The following is a 17,103-nucleotide window of genomic DNA, read 5'->3' as shown; positions in this document are numbered from 1 at the left end:
TAAGATGAAGAAAATTAAATATATCAAAAAAGCCTTACTGGTAATTGCCTTATTAGCCGGATTTTCAGCTGCTGCGCAACAAGATCAGATGTTTACGCAATACATGTTTAATAAACTGGTGCTGAATCCTGCTTATGCCGGCAGCCGCGAAATCTTTACAGTTGATCTGCTGAATCGCTATCAATGGGTGGGTATCGACGGTGCTCCAAGAATCATAACGCTATCGGGGCATACTTTACTGAAAAACTCTAACGTTGGTTTGGGAGCATATCTGTATCGCGATGAGATCGGTCCAACCATAAACCAGGGGGCAATGGGTACTTATTCATACCGTATTCAAACTCAACAAGGGTGGTTTTCGTTTGGAATTCAGTTTGGTGTAAAGTATTTCACTTTCGATTGGAATGCCATTGACACCGAGTATCCTGATGCGGTTTTCAGTCCTGAGGATGTTCAGCGTTTAAGTCCCGATATGAACCTGGGGGTGTATTATCAAACCAAGCGGTTTTATGCCGGTTTATCGTCGAAACAATTGCTCGAAAATGAATATGGCTCCGGGAAAGTTGATGGGAAAAATACGTTTACAAAACTTTCGAGGCACTATTATGCGATGCTGGGGATGGCAATCCCAATCGATGAAAAAATCGTTTTCAGGCCATCGGCACTTACAAAGGTTGTAGGGAACGTTAGGCCGCAGGTCGATCTTAACGCCAGTTTTTTATTTGGCGATACATTTTGGGTGGGACTTTCATTCCGAACTCAACGAACGGTTGCTTTTCTGACAGAGTTTCGAATTACCGAATACCTCCGACTGGGTTATTCGTTCGACTTAATGATGAATGATCTGCAGCTGCATAACAAAGGCACGCACGAATTCAGGCTTGGTTTCGACATTGCAACAGCCAAACGTATGAAGACACCTCGTTATTTCTGATTAAAAACTATTTGAAAACCTGCGAAATGAATATACGAACGGTAACAACAATTATACTCACAGTACTTTTAGGCTTTGGTGCCCACGCACAGCTTAAAAAGGCGAACAAGCTTTACGAATATTTTAATTATGCTGAAGCCATACCTTATTACCTGAAAGTCGCCGACTCGGGTGAAACTAATGAGCGATTTGAAGCCACACAAAAGCTGGCGAACTGCTATCGTTTAACAAACGACGTGGTAAATGCAGCTAACTGGTATCAGAAAGTGCTTCAATTTAATAATGCCGATACCCTGAATTATTATTATTTAGGTCAGGCGCTGCGGAGTATGGCCATGTATAACGAAGCTGCCGATGCTTTTTCCACGTTTATAAAAGCATGTCCCGATAGTCTCGATGCACAGAAGTACCATGACTTTTGTATCGATATAAAAGAATGGCTGGTATTACCGCCCATGGCTGATGTGATAAATATTCGGTCGATAAATTCGGAATACTCCGATTTTGGTCCGGCATTTTATAAAAACGGAATGGTATTTACCTCCGATCGTCGGCTGGATGTGATCGACAATTCAACCTATGGCTGGACAAATTTTTACTATTTGAACCTGTATTATACAGAGCCGGAATACACCGGTAATTTTGGCGATGCCATGACCACACCGGAACAGATGGATAAGAATTTTAATCAGTCGTATCACGACGGCCCAATTAGTTTTTCGAAAGACGAGAAGACGGTTTATGTTACCAAAACCGTGGCAAAGGATGCAAAGAAAGAAAAAGGGGAGCCGGAAACTTATCTATTGAAAATTTACTTTGCGCATATTACTGATGGAAAAAAGCTTCATTACGAGCCTTTCTTTTTAAATTCTTCGGAATATTCAGTCGCGCATCCGGCCTTAAAAAGCGATGGTTCGGAGATTGTTTTCTCATCTGATATGCCGGGTGGTTACGGAGGATCCGATCTGTATTTGTGCTACTTACAGGATGATGATAAATGGAGTGATCCTATAAATCTTGGATCGGAGGTAAATACATCGGGCAACGAAGTTTTTCCGTTTCTGGCCAACGATTCGCTTTTATACTTTGCTTCCGACGGGCATCTCGGATTTGGCGGACTGGATATTTACCGGTCGGCAAAAATCGATTCGGAATGGAAAAAGCCGGAGAATCTGTTAAAGCCAATCAACTCTTCGTATGACGATTTTGGTATCGTGGTTGAAGAAAACGGCACCGAAGGTCTTTTTAGTTCAAATCGTCCCGGCGGCGCAGGATCGGATGATATCTATTCTTTTCAGAACCTTCGAAACAATTTGGTACTTGGCGGTTTTGTAAAGGAATTTGGCTTGAACAAGCCCATCTACGATGCAACCGTTTTTGTATTAAATACCACCCGAAATGAAGTGGAAATTTTAAAAACCGACGACAAAGGTTATTTTGAAACGACCGTTGATCGTAACGAACAGTATGTGATGAAAGCCATGAAAAACGGGTACATTTACGATTGTATGCTACAGGTAACTCCGTCCGATAATTCCGTAAAAAACACATTTGCCGAACGCGATCTTTTGCTGACTAAGCTTGAATTGGATCAGCGTTTTATTTTCCAGGATATTTATTTTGATTTGGATAAGGCAACTATTAGCGAAGAGTCGAAGCCGGTGCTGATGGAACTCGTGGAATTGATGAAATATTATCCAATAACAGCTGAATTGTCGGCACATACCGATTCCCGCGCTTCGGCAGAATATAACATGGCACTTTCTCAAAGAAGGGCAGAGGCAACGGTAAACTTTTTAGTGGCAGAGGGAGTTGACCGAAACAGGCTGGTAGCTCGCGGATATGGTGAAAGTCAGTTGCTGAACCAATGCAGCGATTCGGTGCAATGTACGGAAGAAGAGCACGCTGTAAACCGCAGGATCGAATTTAAAGTGACTTCGTTTTTAACGGATAATGTAGTAGAGCAGGAATATAATCCGGGATCGTACAAAGGTGGAACCCGTATGAATGCAGGGGCATTAAAACCAGGATTTTTTAGCAGTTGTTTTGAGGATGATGAGATAAAAGAAGAAGAGGAAGTGGCTGAGACAACTACTGAAACGGCATCATCCGGTTCGTTGCAGCCAATCTACAGGGTGCAGTTAATATCAACGCAGGAACCTATTAATGTTCAGAGCAGCTTTGCGCCTATAAAAGATATTATCAATGAATACGGGGTAATTGCGCTGTACAACAATGAACTGTACAATTATCAGGTTGGTCATTTCCATTCAAACGATGAAGCCACCGATGTGATGAAACAAATTCGCGACCGAGGTTTTACTGATTGTTTTGTCATCTCATTAACGAAATAATGAGAATGTTTGCAGGTTGTTCCTGTATCTTCGCATTGACTAAAGGTGGTGCAGAATTAAGACCTTTTTAAAAGTGAAGGGGCTTTTTTTATGAAATCGGCAACGAGTTGGTTTGACGCATACAAAACACCCCGGTGATTCATAAACGAAGAATCGCTTCGGTTCAGGTCGAGTGGAGTGCCATCAAAACTACTTGCCGGTGCGCCGAGCTCGTTAAAAATACACGCTGTAGCAGAAAAATCCCATAGGCTTCCGCCGCCGGGTGTTGGTTTCGAAAGTTTAAAATAACACCCCGGGGCTTGCTCGAGTGTCCAGATGGCATTTAACACTGCACCGGCCCGTTTTTGTAGTTGCAATTCGTTGATAGATAATTCTTGCAACTTCTCTTCCAGTTCGGAAATAAATTCATCAAAATGTTCGTATTTCAGAAAAGTGCGGTCCATTTGGAGGGTAAAAGTTCTTTTACCTTTCAGTTCCAAATCAGATTGCCAGCTTTTGTGGTTTTTAAAAGCGCCCTGACCTTTTACTGCATGATACAGATTTTGTGTTGTTGGATCGAAAACAACACCGATAACCGGTTCTCCCGATTTTGAAACCAGCGCAATTGAAACGGCGTATCCGGGAGTTTTTTCTGTAAAAGCCAGTGTTCCGTCCATCGGATCGATACACCAGAAATAGTCTTTCTCGAAACGGCTTTTATCGTCAGTGCTTTCTTCGGTTAGCAAAGCCAGATCGAACTCTGAAATGGATGGTGACAGCACTTCCAAAATGGCATTTTGTGCTTTTACATCCACTTCGGTAACTACCTGCGAGGCCAGACTGTCGGCAGCTTCTTTATTTTTTACAACTACTTCTTTTGTGGAATATTCACGGATTAAAGCGCCTGCTTTTTGGGCAGCTTCAATGGCAAGTTCGGAGAGGGTAATCAAATTTTCAGTAGTTAAACGCATAATCAGAACAGATCGTTGATGATGTAATTATGCGCTAAAGGTACACAAAGATGCGGTTACACCGTGAGTTTTTCAATGACTTCGCGCGAAACACGTTCGCTGTACGAATTGATTTTCCAGTGCCCCGGGTGCCAGCCTTTTAAAAAGCGATGAAAATCGGCCCAGGCAACGTGATATAAATTTCGCCAGTCGTTTTCCAATGCCTTAAAATCAACTGTCGAATTTTTCTTTTGAAGTGCGTCAGACAGATGAGCAAAATACATGTCGAGCAGTTTATGCTCGTATTTTTCGCAATCATTTTCGCTCATGCAACTTCCAATAAAATAAGCCAGGTCTTTCATTCCGCAACCACCGCCTACATACTGAAAATCGACAGCTGCAACATTTTTGCCATTATCCGAAAAGCAAAAGTTGGCCAGTTTGGCATCGCCGTGCACCAGCGTTTGAAAAGGACTGTCGCTTAGTTTTTTATCAATAGCTAAGGCTGCATTTTTTAGCGGAAGATCATCCATTGCTTCCAGCTCTTCGGGGCGGGTTTCAAGGTGCCAGTAGGTTCCGATTCTCCATAAACCTTCCGGTTTAACTCCCATAAAAGTCGCATGGAAATTGGCCAGCCAAAACAAACATGCATTTATGTTGTCCCAGTTAACCGAAGAACTCAAACGTTCTGCAAATCCTGTGCTGTCGAGGTCTTCAAAAACCATTAACACTTCGCTGCCCTTTGTTTCCAGCGCGTAACATTGTGGCGTTTTGCAATTATCGTCACAATTTTTATTGAACGATTTATACCACTCCGTTTCCACTTTGTACGATTTTAGTTTCCGCTGATGCGAAAGATCGGTGTTCCAACCACGTGGATGCGATCCTCCTTCGGGGAGATTAACATGTTTTACCACCACACTTTCAAGTTCACAACCTTCCAGCCCAAAACGTACGATTTCGCCGTATCCGCTCCACAAACTCTGAATGACTTCAATTTTGTGAAGATTTTTAGCTCCGGTTGATTGTAAGATAAGTTCCTGAAAATGTGAATTCATGTTTTCGTTTTATTTCAGGTTGGTATTAAAAAGTTTGCGGTTGCCGGCCATTTCGCCCAGCGATGCCGGACCGTTAATACAGCCACCCTCGCAAACCATTACTTCAATAAAGTTGGCTGGCGCTTTTCCGCGTGCGTAAGCTTTCATCATACCCACAGCTTTTTTGTCCACTCCGTTAATCACCAGTTCTTTAATATTTGCCTCAGGGCGCTCAGCTTTTACCGCGGCTGTAACACCACCTGATAACGCAAATCCACGGTCGAGCGTTTTCTCATTGTTGCGGCTTTCGCTATCGGGTAATCCTCCCAAATCGATATCAAGTCCAACGATAAGTGCATTCAACTCTTCAAACGACATTACGTGATCAACTTTCTCGTTACGCCTGGCTTCTTTGCGTTTACCAATACATGGCCCGATGAACACAACTTTAGTATCCGGGTTTTTCTCACGTGCCATGTCGGCGGCATACATCATCGGCGATGGCGTGTCCGAAACAAATGGTTTTAATCCTTTTACGTGTTTTTCAACGGTTTCCACATAACTTGGGCAGCAGCTGGTTGTCATAAACGGTGCGCCTTCATCGAGTCGCTCCAGAAATTCTGCCGATTCGTGCTCAACGGTTTTACGTGCTCCGTCGGCAACTTCTACCACTTCGTTAAAACCAATTTCTTTTAACAGACTTTCGATTTGTCCGGTTGAGAGGTTAAACTGACCGTGAATTGCCGGTGCAAAAATGGCGGTAGTGTGCTCTTCTTTTCGGATGCACATCAGGATATCGATGAGCTGACTAACTTCGAAAATACTTCCGAACGGACAAGCCACCATACATTTTCCACAGTAAATACATTTGTCGTCGTCGATGCGTTCAACGCCGTATTCGTCTTTCGAAATGGCTCCAACCGGGCAAGCTGCCTCACACGGAATTGGCACATGAATAATAGCATGATACTGACACTGTTTCTGGCAAATGCCACAATTAATACACTTATCGGTGTTTATTTGTGCCTGCCCGTTTACCATGCTAACGGCGTCTTTCGGGCAGTTCATCATACACGGACGAGCCACACAACCGCGGCAAAGGTTACTCACCACATACTGCGCTTTTACACAGCTGGTACAGGCTTCGTCAACCACCGTCATTATTTCTTTTTTAACCTGCGTGCGGTTTTGGGCAATTTCAGCATAAACACTCAGGGGAGTCAGTTCATCCTTTTCGTCGTCAACAGTGTAACCCAACAAAGGAAAAAGCTTATATTTTATCACAGCCCGCTCTTTGTGAATACAACAGCGGTGCTGTGCTTCACGTCGTTTAGGCGCCATTTGAATAGGAATACGGTCGATTTCTTCAACCAGTCTTCCATCGGCAAATAGCCTGACCATTTGTTTTAATAAATCTCTCCTGATAATCAGCGTATTGCTTGTGTATCCCATGTTGTCCTGTTTTTTTGACGCCGCAAAAGTACTGCCTTTTTTATGTTCCGCAACGCCTTTGTAGTGATTAGTTGATTCTTGTTAAGACAGGGTTAAAATGGAGGAGCCTGCAAAAGGTGTTACAGTCTGAAAAAGTTAGGATTATGGACAGAAAATTAGTTGTCAGACGCCATTTGGATCAGCTTTTTGTTAAATTTGAAAATATCCGAATGTATCGACCTTTCGGATTAAAATTAAACTAACAAAAAACTCATTCTCATGAAATCTTTCAAAGCTTATTTCCCGTTTTTATTCTTGCTCGTTTTATTGGTTACAGCGTGTAATTCAACACCAAAAGAACAGAAGGCAAATTCCGGTGCAGTTGTCGATTCATTGGCAGCGGCAGAAAATCTTATTCAAAAATATATTGATGAAGGGGAATTGGCCGGATTTTCGGCGCTGGTAATTAAAGATGGTGAAGAGGTTTTTAGGATGAATAAAGGTTATGCAGACCGGGAAAATGAAAAACCATTGGAAGAGAATACCATCTATCGGATTTTTTCGATGAGTAAACCGGTTACGGCTGTTGCTTTGATGACTTTGTACGATGAGGGAAAATTTGATCTGGATGATAAAGTATCGGATTATATTCCGAACTATGGCAGTAGTAAAGTTTACTCTCCAAATGAAGATGGTTTTAGTCTGGAACCTCAGGAAAATGAAATGACGATTCGCCATTTGCTTACGCACACTTCAGGAATTTCGTATGGCTGGAATCCGGGTTATGTTGATTCGCTTTACCGTGTAAATAATGTTAGTGGCTGGGATGGAAAGTTGGAAGATAAAATGCTTTCGTTGGCCGATATGCCGCTTAATTTTCAACCCGGAGCGCGGTGGATGTACGGACTTTCGATTGATGTGGCCGGTTACCTTGTCGAGGTGCTTTCGGGACAACCGTTTGACGAATACCTTCAGGAGCATATTTTTGGACCACTTAAAATGGACGATTCAGGATTTTATGTACCTGAAGAAAAACACGACCGCTTGTGTGATTTGTACAATCAAGGAGAAGATAAAATGCTGACACCTGCTCAAGAAGGCATGGCTGGGGCGTTTAAACAACCTGCTACACTTTACTCTGGAGGTGGAGGTTTGGTTTCAACGATTGATGATTATGCGCGTTTTTGTAAAATGATGCTGAACGAAGGAGAACTGGATGGTGCCAGAATTTTACAACCCGAAACAGTGAAAATGATTATGAGCAACCAACTTCCTGAAACGGCAACTTACGATAACGGAAATGCAGGATTCGGATTGGCCGGTGCTGTTGATTTTGGAACAGGTGAATATAGCTGGGCAGGAGCGGCTTCCACAAATTTTTGGATCAATCCGACTGACCAGCTAATTATTATAACTGCAACACAGATAATGCCAAATAATTTCGACTACGCCAACGAATTCAAATCGATAATCGACAATACTTTAACAAAATAAGATGCAACTTCTGAACATGAGAAATTCAATACTATTCGCACTGATTACTTTTCTGTTTTTATCCTGCAGTACAACACCAGATGAGTGGGAATCGCTAATGGACCAGGATCTTTCGAAGTGGGACAGGTATTTAAGCTATAAGCACCAACTGGGGTACGATGGGCAACAACCCAAAGATGCAGATGGGAACCTGATTCCTCCGATTGGTTTAAATAAAGACGGATTCAATGTATTTACGGTAACTGAAGATGAAGGCGAAGAAGTATTGAAGATAAGCGGTGAGATTTATGGTTGCCTGATTACAAAAAAGGAATATGCCAATTACCACTTGCGGCTGAAAATGAAATGGGGAGACAAGAAGTTTGATCCGCGTAAAAACCTGTTGATGGACTCCGGAATTTTATACCATTCCATTGGGCCACTTGGTGCAGAATACTGGCGAACCTGGATGCTATCGCAGGAATTTCAGGTGATGGAAGGTCACCTGGGCGATTACTGGAGCCAGATCACTTCAGCAATTGATGTGAGAGCGTATTTACCCGAATATATTATGAATCCGGTTGCCGATGTAAATCAACCTTTTTTGGCAATGGGGCAGGATGAAGAAATTCAGGGATTTTGTCTGCGCAGTGGAAATTACGAAAAAGCGCCGGGAGAATGGAATACATTGGAATTAGTCTGTTTCGACGGAAATAGCATTCATATTGTAAATGGGGAAGTGGTGATGGTATTGCGTAATTCACGCTACATTAAGGATGGTGAAACTTTGCCCTTGGATAAAGGGAAAATTCAGATACAAAGCGAGGCCGCCGAAGTTTTTTACAAGGATATTGAGATTAAAGAACTGGACGAAATGCCCGAAGATTTTGCAGTGTATTACAATTAACTGATTAACTCTTTCGGGGATTTTCCGCTGTTTAATTTACCGTGCTCGGCAACCAGTTCCCATCCCACTGATTCTATTAACTGACGGATAAGTGAAACCGTGTCAGTTGCCTGGCTTTTTGCTATTTGCACCAGGTGACTGGTTTCAACTTTCTGGCGAATAAACTCCTTCGATTTTTTATTCATGTTGGTTAAATCGGTTTCGTTAAATTTATTGATAATCCCTTTTTGTACATCGTAATATTCCAGGTCGTTATCGATGCTCAGAATTTCGGGTTCAGGAAATTGTGAAAGCCGGACCTGTCGTTTAGGGGTATTAATTTCGATGTTTATTTTGGTAAGATCGAAGCCGATCATCACTTTTGCCTTAACGATAAGCAAGGCTTTTTTTTCTGTTTGAAAGAGTTTGAAGAACAGGTTTTTTTCATCACGGTGGGTGAAAATCTCCGAGAATTCGCCTTCAACAGTTATTAGCTTACAAACCTGCTTTATTTTTTCCAGCAATAAAACCGATTGGCTCTGCAGCTGTTTCTCGTTGCGGCTTTTGTAAAAATAAATGGTTCCGGCAATTCCTCCTGCCAGCCCGATAATTATTCCCAAAAAAATAAGGGTTTCCATAAAAAGTTTTGTTTAACAAATCTAAAATAAAACTTTTTGTAGAAACCCTTTGTATTCTCGCTTCGAAATAAAATCCTATTCTCTGGCTTCACCCTGTTTTGGCAGGAAAAAATCGGCCACTAAAAACAAGGGAAAATTTGCCCGATCCTGGGTGAGATTGGCAGTCATGGCCAAAACAAGCTGTTCTTCGGGGAATATAAGCACCGCAGAGCTGCCACCGTGTACGTACCCTTCGCGGCCATAAGCCAGATTGCCTTTTCTGTCGTGAAGAATAATCCAGCCATTTACAAATTGCGACACCGTATTATTTCCCAGTGTGTCAGGTTGAAATAGCATTTCGCGTGTATCAGCGTTCAAATAATCAGAGTTGAGGAAAACATTACCCATTTTAACCAGGTCCTCTGCACTTGATAAAAGCCCGTCCGACGGAAGGCGCCACCTTAAATCCAGAGAAGTGGAATTTACCACCTGTGCAATAATATTATGATCGTAAAAATCAGTACGTCCTTTTACGGTTCCAAACAGATTATCGGGTACCGTATTTTCGAAATGCAAGGTATCGGTAACATATTCTTTCAGCACCTCGTGAAAATGTTTGCCCGTGGCTTTTTCCATAATAGCGCCAAGCAGGTTAAAGTTTAAGCGGCTTTCTTTCTGGAAAACTCCCGGAGGCGCCATCAGCTCATCGTTTTGAAAGACTTCGAGACCTTTTTCAATTCCTACATTAAGTGCAGTCCAATTGCGTTCCTGGTTGTTCATTTCCCGGATTCCGGAAGTGTGATTTTCTAGGTTTTTTACCGTTAGCGGAAGTTGTTTTTTCGGGAATTCAGGTAAATAATGTTGAACCGTAGAATCGGGAATAAGCGTACCATCTTCCACCATTTTAAGATAGGCAAGCGTGGTAAACATCTCTGAAAGCGAACCAATCCGGAATTTTGTGTCGCGGGTTGTTTTTACTTCCAGGTCTTTCGATGCCAATCCAATTCCCTCGGAATAAATCAATTCGCCGTTTTTGGAAATGGCAATTTGTGCGCCCGGAATTAAGTTACTTTGTAAGTAAAAGCCGATTTCTTTTCTGGCTTGTTTAATCTCGTCGATGTACTTTTTGTTGTACAGGATGTCGTTTTCTGCCTTCTTACAATTCGTAAGAGTTAGCAAAACAAAAAACAAAATAAAAATCTGAAAACTTCGCATCATTTTTTACTGGTTTTTTCGTTCTTAAAAGCGCTTGCAAAAATAGAAAAATAGCAAAAAATTGTGCGTGAAATTTTGTTAAAAAGGCAGAGGAAAGGGGAGTTGTTTAAATAAAATTCTTTTTCTGAAGCAGGTTCTGAAAAGCAATCTTATAGGTGCTGCTAACCGGAATCAGTTTGTCTTTGATTTTTATAGTGTTATTTTCGATGTAGTCGATCTTGTCGATTGAAATAATATACGATTTATGAACGCGAATAAATTTCTGATCATCGAGTAACTCCTGCATTTTTTTGAAATTCAGGAGGGTCATAATCCGGCTGTCTTCGGTATGAATTTGCAGGTAATCGCGTTGTCCTTCAATGTACAGGATCTTATCGAAATATACTTTAACCGTTTTATTCCCCGATTTAATAAAGGTAAAATCAGCGTGTTCTTTCTGTTCTTCCGGCTGTTGTTGTACCTGAGCCGGAGTGTGGCTGTTTTGGTCCTTTAAAAAACGTGCGTAAACCTTTTCAGTGGCTTTTACAAAACGCTCAAACGGAATGGGTTTTAACAGGTAATCGATCACATCAAGCTCGTAGGCTTTTAGTGCATATTCATCAAAAGCAGTGGTTAAAATTACGTATGGCGGATCTTTTATGGTTTCGAGCAACTGGATGCCGGTAAATTCATCCATTTGTATATCGAGGAAAATAAGGTCGACCTTGTTTTCGCGTAAAAACGAAAAGGTTGACAAGGCATTATCGAAAGTAGCCAAAAGGTTGAGGTAGTCAATTTTATCGGCAAAACGTTCAATCTTTTTTAAGGCCAAAAGTTCGTCGTCAACAGCTATACAATTCATTTTCATAAGAAACACGTTTTTTTGGTTAAACCGGCACTTTTATGTGCACATCAAATTTATCCATATCCTTATTAATATCAAAAGTAAAGTTGCTGCCATAAAGGAGTTTTAGTCGCTTTTCAACATTTTTTAGCCCTGTTCCGGTACCACTGTCGGGCAGCTTAAAGTTGTTGCGTTTTACAAAGTTCGAAGTTTTTAACTCAATACTTTCCGGTTCAATATCGAAGTTAATAACCACTCCCGGCGATTGCGATTGTTTGTTGCAATGTTTCACCGCATTTTCGATGATGGGTATAAATAACAGCGGAGGAACCATTTGCGAATTGGGGTGTCCGTTTTGTTCAAATTTCAGGAATCCGGGATCAGCAAAACTCAACTTGGCCAGTTCAAGATAATCTTCAATATAACTCAGTTCTTTGTCCAGTTTCACTTTCTCGTGTGTAGATTCCTGCAGCATATAACGCATAATCTTCGATAAAAGAACAATGGCATTCGATGCTTTTTCCTTGTCCTCGAAAATAAGGGCGTCGATATTGTTTAAAACGTTAAAAAGAAAATGCGGATTTACCTGCGAACGCAAAATACCGAGTTCCGACTGAACGGTTTTGCGCTCGAGTTCCGATTGTGTTAACTGAATATTGTATGAATAGCTAAACAGCTTAAAGGCAGTGGCTGTACCAATAATCATAAAATTATTGAGTAATGACGAAAACATTTCGGCGCTAAACGGACGGCGAACTACCCAGAATCCCAGCAAGGGCTGAATGTTTAATTTTATAAATTGAGAAATACCAATGTTAAGCGCGATAATTACGGCGGTTCCGATGATAAAGATTCCAAAATTTCGCTTCTTAAAGACAAACTTCGGAATCAGATATTCGATAACAATGTAAACGCCAACAATATCAACCGGAATATAAATGATGTTTATAAATGCTTCAAATACAAAACCATACGACAAAAGGTAGGGGATGGTATAAAAAGTAAATATAAATATCCAAAACAGGATGTGGTTAAGTACCCGGTATTTAAAGATTTTCATTGTAATGTTAAATGCATTTACAATACAATGGTAAGGCATTTATTTGAATAATCCATTGATATTCTGCCAATAAGCAGATATATTCGTCTAGCGTGATTATTTCTTTCTCACCTGTAATTGGTAGATTGAAATTGTAGTTTTGCAGTCTAAAACATGTTGTTTGTGGAATTCAAACAAATGAAAACGGCAGGTTGACAAACCAGCATTCAAACTACAAACAAAAGTAATTTAACGAGTTCTTAAATAGCGATATTTGTTGGTTCTTTCTCCGATCGGGCTACCGTAACGGCACCACAGCTGTCGCTCCAAACGTTAATTGAAGTTCTGGCCATATCGAGCGGAAGATCAACGGCAAGAATTAATCCAATTCCTTCAAGCGGTAAACCGGCCGCAGTAAGAATTACAGTAAGCATAACCAGGCCTGCCATTGGAATACCGGCAGCTCCAATTGATGCCAACAGAGCGGTAACAACGATTAAAATTTGTTGTATAAAAGTAAATTCAATACCATAAACCTGAGCAATAAACATGGCTGCAACACACTCGTACAGTGCCGTTCCATCCATATTCACCGTTGCTCCCAGCGGTAAAGTGAAACTCGTAATTTTATTCGATACACCACTTTTGTGTTCTACGGCTTCCATGGTTAAAGGAAGCGTGGCACTTGATGAAGCTGTTGAAAATGCTGTTAACAAGGCAGTTGCCATGTTGTTGAAGTGTTTGAAAGGTTTGGCTTTTGCTACAAATCGAAGAATTAACGGAAGTGTTACGAAAGCGTGAATACCTAACGACAATACAACTGTTAACATATAAATGGCCATGCCGCCGGCTAAGTCAGCCAGCTGATGAGCATTTCTGCTTACTTCGCGCGAAACAATTCCAAAAATTCCCAGCGGAGTGAATTTAATAATGAACATGGTCATTTTCATCATCACTTCAAAAACTGCTTCAAAAAAGGTGGTTAGTGAACTCTTGTACTTGTCATTAACTTGTGTAATAAATACTCCGAAAATGATTGCGAAGAAAATGATGGGAAGGATTTCTCCATTCGCCATGGCACTAAAAATATTGGGAGGAACAATTCGCATCAGAATTTCATTGATCGAACCAACATTGTCAGTTAAACCCTCAACCGATTGGGTTAATCCCATTTCGATGCCAACACCGGGACGGATGATGTTTACAAGTAATAATCCTGTAAGAATTGCCAATGTACTGGTTGATAGGTAATAAAGCATTGTTTTGCCACCTAGGCGTCCAAGACTTTTTCCGCCTCCCATACTGGTAACCCCTGAAATTATTGAACTTAAAATCAATGGTACAATAACCATTTTCAGTGCGGTTAAAAAGATATCGCCCATCCAGGCTGTGTATTTTATTCCCGAAGGAACATAATAACCAAAAAGAACAGCCAGTGCCAGAGCAATTAGAATTTGCCAGTGTAATTTAATCTTCAGAATCTTCATACCTTCTTTGCCAGTTTTTAGGATCAGGCCAAACCATCGTTGATTTGGCAATTTATTTTAGTGACAGTTTATTTCTTTTGTCGGTTTTATTTAGGAGTCGCTAATTTATCCTTTTTCAATGATGTTGCAAATTAATCTTGTCACTTCCTGCAATTGAAAGAAAAAAATATATAAAATTTTGAGTTTTGCAGCAATTTGATCAAATAAGGAACTGATATAAAAATCAGATTATTATTCTACCATTCGTAATTGCCTTCCTGTTTAAACATTTGTTTTTTTCTTTCAATAGCCATAACTTACAGTGAATAAAACAAATAGATCGAGTATGTATTTGTTGTTCGTAAATCTAAATGTAATTCCAAATAAAAATTAAACGTATGAAAAAATTAGTTGCTGAATTTTTCGGAACCATGTGGTTGGTTCTCGGAGGTTGTGGAAGCGCTGTGCTTGCAGCTGCTTTTCCTGAGTTGGGAATTGGTTTTGCGGGTGTGGCACTGGCATTTGGTTTAACCGTTTTAACCATGGTGTATGCAATCGGGCATATCTCCGGATGTCATTTAAATCCTGCTGTTTCAGTAGGTTTGTGGATTGGCGGCCGTTTCGATGCCAAAGAGCTTATACCTTACATTGTGGCTCAGGTACTTGGTGCTCTTGCCGGTGCCGGCGTAATTTACATTATAGCAACAGGTAAGGCAGGTACTGAAATCGGAACCTTTGCATCAAACGGTTACGGGGAATATTCTCCGGGAGGATACGGAATGGTTGCAGCCCTGGTTTGCGAAGTGGTGCTTACATTTTTCTTTTTGATCGTCATTTTGGGAGCAACACATTCAAAAGCACCAAAATATCTGGCAGGTGTTGCCATTGGTTTGTGTTTAACTTTAATTCACCTCATAAGTATTCCGGTTACCAACACTTCGGTAAATCCGGCACGTAGTACCAGCCAGGCACTTTTTACCGGTAACGGCGAGTTGATCGGACAATTGTGGCTGTTCTGGGTAGCCCCGATAATCGGTGCGATTTTGGCAGGTATCGTTTACAAATACCTTGCTCCAGAAGAAGAATAATCTCGTAGATATATAAGAAAGGAGCCATCCGTCAACTGACGGATGGCTCCTTTTTATACTGGTGATTAGTATTTGACTGAATCAGATTAGAAACTGAAAGAGATCCGGATTTTCATTCAGGTACTCGTATATAAAACCATTTTCATCCATACGTTTTACCAGACCATTAAAATCTTCTTTTTTCTGTACCTCAATTCCGATAACAGCCGGGCCTTTTTCCCTGTTTGTTTTTTTCGAGTATTCAAAATGAGTAACATCGTCGGTGGGGCCAAGTACTACATCAACAAAAGTACGCAGGGCACCTGCACGCTGTGGAAAGCGCACTATAAAATAATGTTTCAATCCTTCGTAAAGTAAGGAGCGTTCTTTTATCTCTTCGGTGCGGGTGATGTCGTTGTTACTTCCACTGACAATACACACCACATTTTTCCCTTTAATTTCCTCGCGGTAAAAATCGAGAGCAGCAATCGACAAAGCTCCGGCCGGTTCAATAACAATAGCATCGCGGTTGTACAGTTCCAGAATTTTAGTACAAATTTTTCCTTCCGGAACCGATTGGTATTCGTCAACCACCGTTTTGCATATTTCGAAAGTAATATCACCAACACGCTGAACAGCGGCGCCGTCAACAAACTTATCTATTTTTTCCAGCTTAATTACCTGGTCGGCTTCCAACGATTTTTGCATCGATGGTGCTCCGGCTGGTTCTACACCAATAATTTTTGTGTTCGGGCTGATTTGTTTAACACATGCCCCAACTCCGGCCGCCAAACCACCACCGCCGATAGGGATAAACAAGTAGTCGATGGTTTCTGTGGAATCCTGCAAAATCTCCAACCCAACTGTTGCTTGTCCTTCAATAATTTGCGGATCGTCGAAAGGATGTATAAATGACATACCCGTTTTCTGACAATCTTCCAAAGCCGCACGGTGGGCATCGTCGTAGGTATCACCGGTAATAATCACCTCAACATGTGTTTTCCCAAACATTTTAACCTGCTTGATTTTTTGCTTCGGCGTTGTTGTGGGCATATAAATTTTGCCTTCAATTCCTAACAAACGGCACGAGTAGGCAACACCTTGCGCATGGTTTCCGGCACTGGCGCAAACCACTCCTTTTTCGCGTTCGGCATCCGAAAGTTGTGCTATTTTATTGTAAGCTCCACGTATTTTGTAGGAACGTACGATCTGCAGATCTTCGCGTTTTAAAAATACATTGGCATTGAATTCTTCCGAAAGATTCAGGTTTTTCTGAAGCGGTGTGTGAAGCACTATTTCACACAGGTTGTGCTTTGCTGTGGTTATATCTTTTAATTGGGGAAAATATTTCGAGTCGCTCATTGTGCAGTTTTTTTGCAAAGATATATTGGACGCCGCTAAAAGCAAGCTTGCAAAATAGATTTTATGACTTTTAACAGAAGATAAATGCACCAATGATTGCAGTCCTAACAGAAACGATTAAAACTGCCGCTGCAGAAATATCTTTTATGATTTTGATCTGTGTATTTTTCTCCGGAGAAACAAAATTACATATGCGCTCAATTGCTGAATTGAAAACCTCGGCAGCTAATACAATTCCTACACAAATAAAAATCAGTAACCATTTGGTTCTGGTAATTTCGACGAGCGCTGCCAACGCAATCACGATAGTACTCGTTAAAATGTGAATTCGAAAATTTATTTCATTTTTCCACAAATGCCTAATGCCGTTAAATGCATGTTTAAAACTGAGCAATCTCTTTTCTATAAAAACATTTTTCATGGCTCATAATTTTATAAATATCCTCCCGGCATGTACCGGAAGGATATTG

The 17,103-nt window shown here is 41.1% G+C and carries 15 protein-coding genes; 5 read left to right on the top strand and 10 right to left on the bottom strand.

What is annotated here, in order from left to right:
• Positions 1 to 4 precede the first annotated feature (4 nt).
• A complete protein-coding gene (locus SLH46_RS14515) occupies positions 5 to 934 on the top strand; it encodes a PorP/SprF family type IX secretion system membrane protein (RefSeq protein ID WP_320281929.1) in 930 nt (309 codons plus the stop codon).
• Between the two features lie 26 nt (positions 935 to 960).
• Positions 961 to 3,288 (top strand): OmpA family protein, encoded by a 2,328-nt coding sequence (locus tag SLH46_RS14510; RefSeq protein ID WP_320281928.1) that lies wholly within the window; start codon positions 961 to 963, stop codon positions 3,286 to 3,288.
• A gap of 56 nt (positions 3,289 to 3,344) precedes the next feature.
• On the opposite strand, the gene SLH46_RS14505 is transcribed toward SLH46_RS14510, so the two are convergent.
• The 3 genes from SLH46_RS14505 to SLH46_RS14495 are packed head-to-tail and all read right to left on the bottom strand — an operon-like array spanning position 3,345 to position 6,706.
• Positions 3,345 to 4,238 (bottom strand): 3'(2'),5'-bisphosphate nucleotidase CysQ family protein, encoded by an 894-nt coding sequence (locus tag SLH46_RS14505; protein ID WP_320281927.1) that lies wholly within the window; start codon positions 4,236 to 4,238, stop codon positions 3,345 to 3,347.
• A gap of 56 nt (positions 4,239 to 4,294) precedes the next feature.
• Positions 4,295 to 5,275: an oxidoreductase family protein gene (locus SLH46_RS14500; protein ID WP_320281926.1), complete on the bottom strand. Its 981-nt coding sequence runs from the start codon at positions 5,273 to 5,275 to the stop codon at positions 4,295 to 4,297.
• Positions 5,276 to 5,284: 9 nt separating this feature from the next.
• A complete protein-coding gene (locus SLH46_RS14495) occupies positions 5,285 to 6,706 on the bottom strand; it encodes a monomeric [FeFe] hydrogenase (protein ID WP_320281925.1) in 1,422 nt (473 codons plus the stop codon).
• A gap of 258 nt (positions 6,707 to 6,964) precedes the next feature.
• Between SLH46_RS14495 and SLH46_RS14490 the strand changes: the two genes are divergently transcribed.
• Together SLH46_RS14490 and SLH46_RS14485 are read left to right on the top strand one after the other, a co-directional pair.
• The gene (locus SLH46_RS14490) at positions 6,965 to 8,179 is read left to right on the top strand and encodes a serine hydrolase domain-containing protein (RefSeq protein WP_320281924.1); all 1,215 of its coding nucleotides are present in this window, start codon (positions 6,965 to 6,967) and stop codon (positions 8,177 to 8,179) included.
• 16 nt (positions 8,180 to 8,195) lie between these two features.
• Entirely contained in the window at positions 8,196 to 9,065 is an 870-nt protein-coding gene (locus SLH46_RS14485) for a 3-keto-disaccharide hydrolase (protein ID WP_320281923.1), read from the top strand.
• On the opposite strand, the gene SLH46_RS14480 is transcribed toward SLH46_RS14485, so the two are convergent.
• From SLH46_RS14480 to SLH46_RS14460, 5 genes are all read right to left on the bottom strand, one after another.
• Complete coding sequence (locus SLH46_RS14480; RefSeq protein WP_320281922.1) at positions 9,062 to 9,682, bottom strand: DUF4230 domain-containing protein; 621 nt, start codon at positions 9,680 to 9,682, stop codon at positions 9,062 to 9,064. The genes SLH46_RS14485 and SLH46_RS14480 overlap by 4 nt on opposite strands.
• A gap of 75 nt (positions 9,683 to 9,757) precedes the next feature.
• Positions 9,758 to 10,879, bottom strand: coding sequence for a serine hydrolase domain-containing protein (locus SLH46_RS14475; protein ID WP_320281921.1), 1,122 nt, complete (start codon positions 10,877 to 10,879; stop codon positions 9,758 to 9,760).
• Positions 10,880 to 10,982: 103 nt separating this feature from the next.
• Positions 10,983 to 11,723, bottom strand: a complete 741-nt coding sequence (locus SLH46_RS14470; protein ID WP_320281920.1) for a LytR/AlgR family response regulator transcription factor — start codon at positions 11,721 to 11,723, stop codon at positions 10,983 to 10,985.
• Between the two features lie 19 nt (positions 11,724 to 11,742).
• The gene (locus SLH46_RS14465; RefSeq protein WP_320281919.1) at positions 11,743 to 12,759 is read right to left on the bottom strand and encodes a sensor histidine kinase; all 1,017 of its coding nucleotides are present in this window, start codon (positions 12,757 to 12,759) and stop codon (positions 11,743 to 11,745) included.
• Positions 12,760 to 12,998: 239 nt separating this feature from the next.
• Positions 12,999 to 14,225 (bottom strand): dicarboxylate/amino acid:cation symporter, encoded by a 1,227-nt coding sequence (locus tag SLH46_RS14460; RefSeq protein ID WP_320281918.1) that lies wholly within the window; start codon positions 14,223 to 14,225, stop codon positions 12,999 to 13,001.
• 377 nt (positions 14,226 to 14,602) lie between these two features.
• On the opposite strand from SLH46_RS14460, the gene aqpZ reads away from it, so the two are divergent.
• Positions 14,603 to 15,292: an aquaporin Z gene (gene aqpZ, locus SLH46_RS14455; protein WP_320281917.1), complete on the top strand. Its 690-nt coding sequence runs from the start codon at positions 14,603 to 14,605 to the stop codon at positions 15,290 to 15,292.
• 81 nt (positions 15,293 to 15,373) lie between these two features.
• On the opposite strand, the gene ilvA is transcribed toward aqpZ, so the two are convergent.
• Positions 15,374 to 16,633 (bottom strand): threonine ammonia-lyase, encoded by a 1,260-nt coding sequence (ilvA, locus tag SLH46_RS14450; RefSeq protein WP_320281916.1) that lies wholly within the window; start codon positions 16,631 to 16,633, stop codon positions 15,374 to 15,376.
• Between the two features lie 70 nt (positions 16,634 to 16,703).
• Positions 16,704 to 17,054: a diacylglycerol kinase family protein gene (locus SLH46_RS14445; RefSeq protein WP_320281915.1), complete on the bottom strand. Its 351-nt coding sequence runs from the start codon at positions 17,052 to 17,054 to the stop codon at positions 16,704 to 16,706.
• Positions 17,055 to 17,103: the final 49 nt, after the last annotated feature.

Origin of the sequence: Draconibacterium sp. IB214405, assembly GCF_033963885.1 — a bacterium.
Taxonomy (GTDB): Bacteria; Bacteroidota; Bacteroidia; order Bacteroidales; family Prolixibacteraceae; genus Draconibacterium.
This window is presented reverse-complemented; position numbering and strand designations above follow the sequence as displayed.

What these genes read in the sequence shown, in the direction of transcription:
- SLH46_RS14515 (WP_320281929.1), top strand. Translation starts at nt 5, where the DNA reads ATGAAGAAAATTAAATATATCAAAAAAGCCTTACTGGTAATTGCCTTA.
- SLH46_RS14510 (WP_320281928.1), top strand. Translation starts at nt 961, where the DNA reads ATGAATATACGAACGGTAACAACAATTATACTCACAGTACTTTTAGGC.
- SLH46_RS14505 (WP_320281927.1), bottom strand. Translation starts at nt 4,238, where the DNA reads ATGCGTTTAACTACTGAAAATTTGATTACCCTCTCCGAACTTGCCATT.
- SLH46_RS14500 (WP_320281926.1), bottom strand. Translation starts at nt 5,275, where the DNA reads ATGAATTCACATTTTCAGGAACTTATCTTACAATCAACCGGAGCTAAA.
- SLH46_RS14495 (WP_320281925.1), bottom strand. Translation starts at nt 6,706, where the DNA reads ATGGGATACACAAGCAATACGCTGATTATCAGGAGAGATTTATTAAAA.
- SLH46_RS14490 (WP_320281924.1), top strand. Translation starts at nt 6,965, where the DNA reads ATGAAATCTTTCAAAGCTTATTTCCCGTTTTTATTCTTGCTCGTTTTA.
- SLH46_RS14485 (WP_320281923.1), top strand. Translation starts at nt 8,196, where the DNA reads ATGAGAAATTCAATACTATTCGCACTGATTACTTTTCTGTTTTTATCC.
- SLH46_RS14480 (WP_320281922.1), bottom strand. Translation starts at nt 9,682, where the DNA reads ATGGAAACCCTTATTTTTTTGGGAATAATTATCGGGCTGGCAGGAGGA.
- SLH46_RS14475 (WP_320281921.1), bottom strand. Translation starts at nt 10,879, where the DNA reads ATGATGCGAAGTTTTCAGATTTTTATTTTGTTTTTTGTTTTGCTAACT.
- SLH46_RS14470 (WP_320281920.1), bottom strand. Translation starts at nt 11,723, where the DNA reads ATGAAAATGAATTGTATAGCTGTTGACGACGAACTTTTGGCCTTAAAA.
- SLH46_RS14465 (WP_320281919.1), bottom strand. Translation starts at nt 12,759, where the DNA reads ATGAAAATCTTTAAATACCGGGTACTTAACCACATCCTGTTTTGGATA.
- SLH46_RS14460 (WP_320281918.1), bottom strand. Translation starts at nt 14,225, where the DNA reads ATGAAGATTCTGAAGATTAAATTACACTGGCAAATTCTAATTGCTCTG.
- aqpZ (WP_320281917.1), top strand. Translation starts at nt 14,603, where the DNA reads ATGAAAAAATTAGTTGCTGAATTTTTCGGAACCATGTGGTTGGTTCTC.
- ilvA (WP_320281916.1), bottom strand. Translation starts at nt 16,633, where the DNA reads ATGAGCGACTCGAAATATTTTCCCCAATTAAAAGATATAACCACAGCA.
- SLH46_RS14445 (WP_320281915.1), bottom strand. Translation starts at nt 17,054, where the DNA reads ATGAAAAATGTTTTTATAGAAAAGAGATTGCTCAGTTTTAAACATGCA.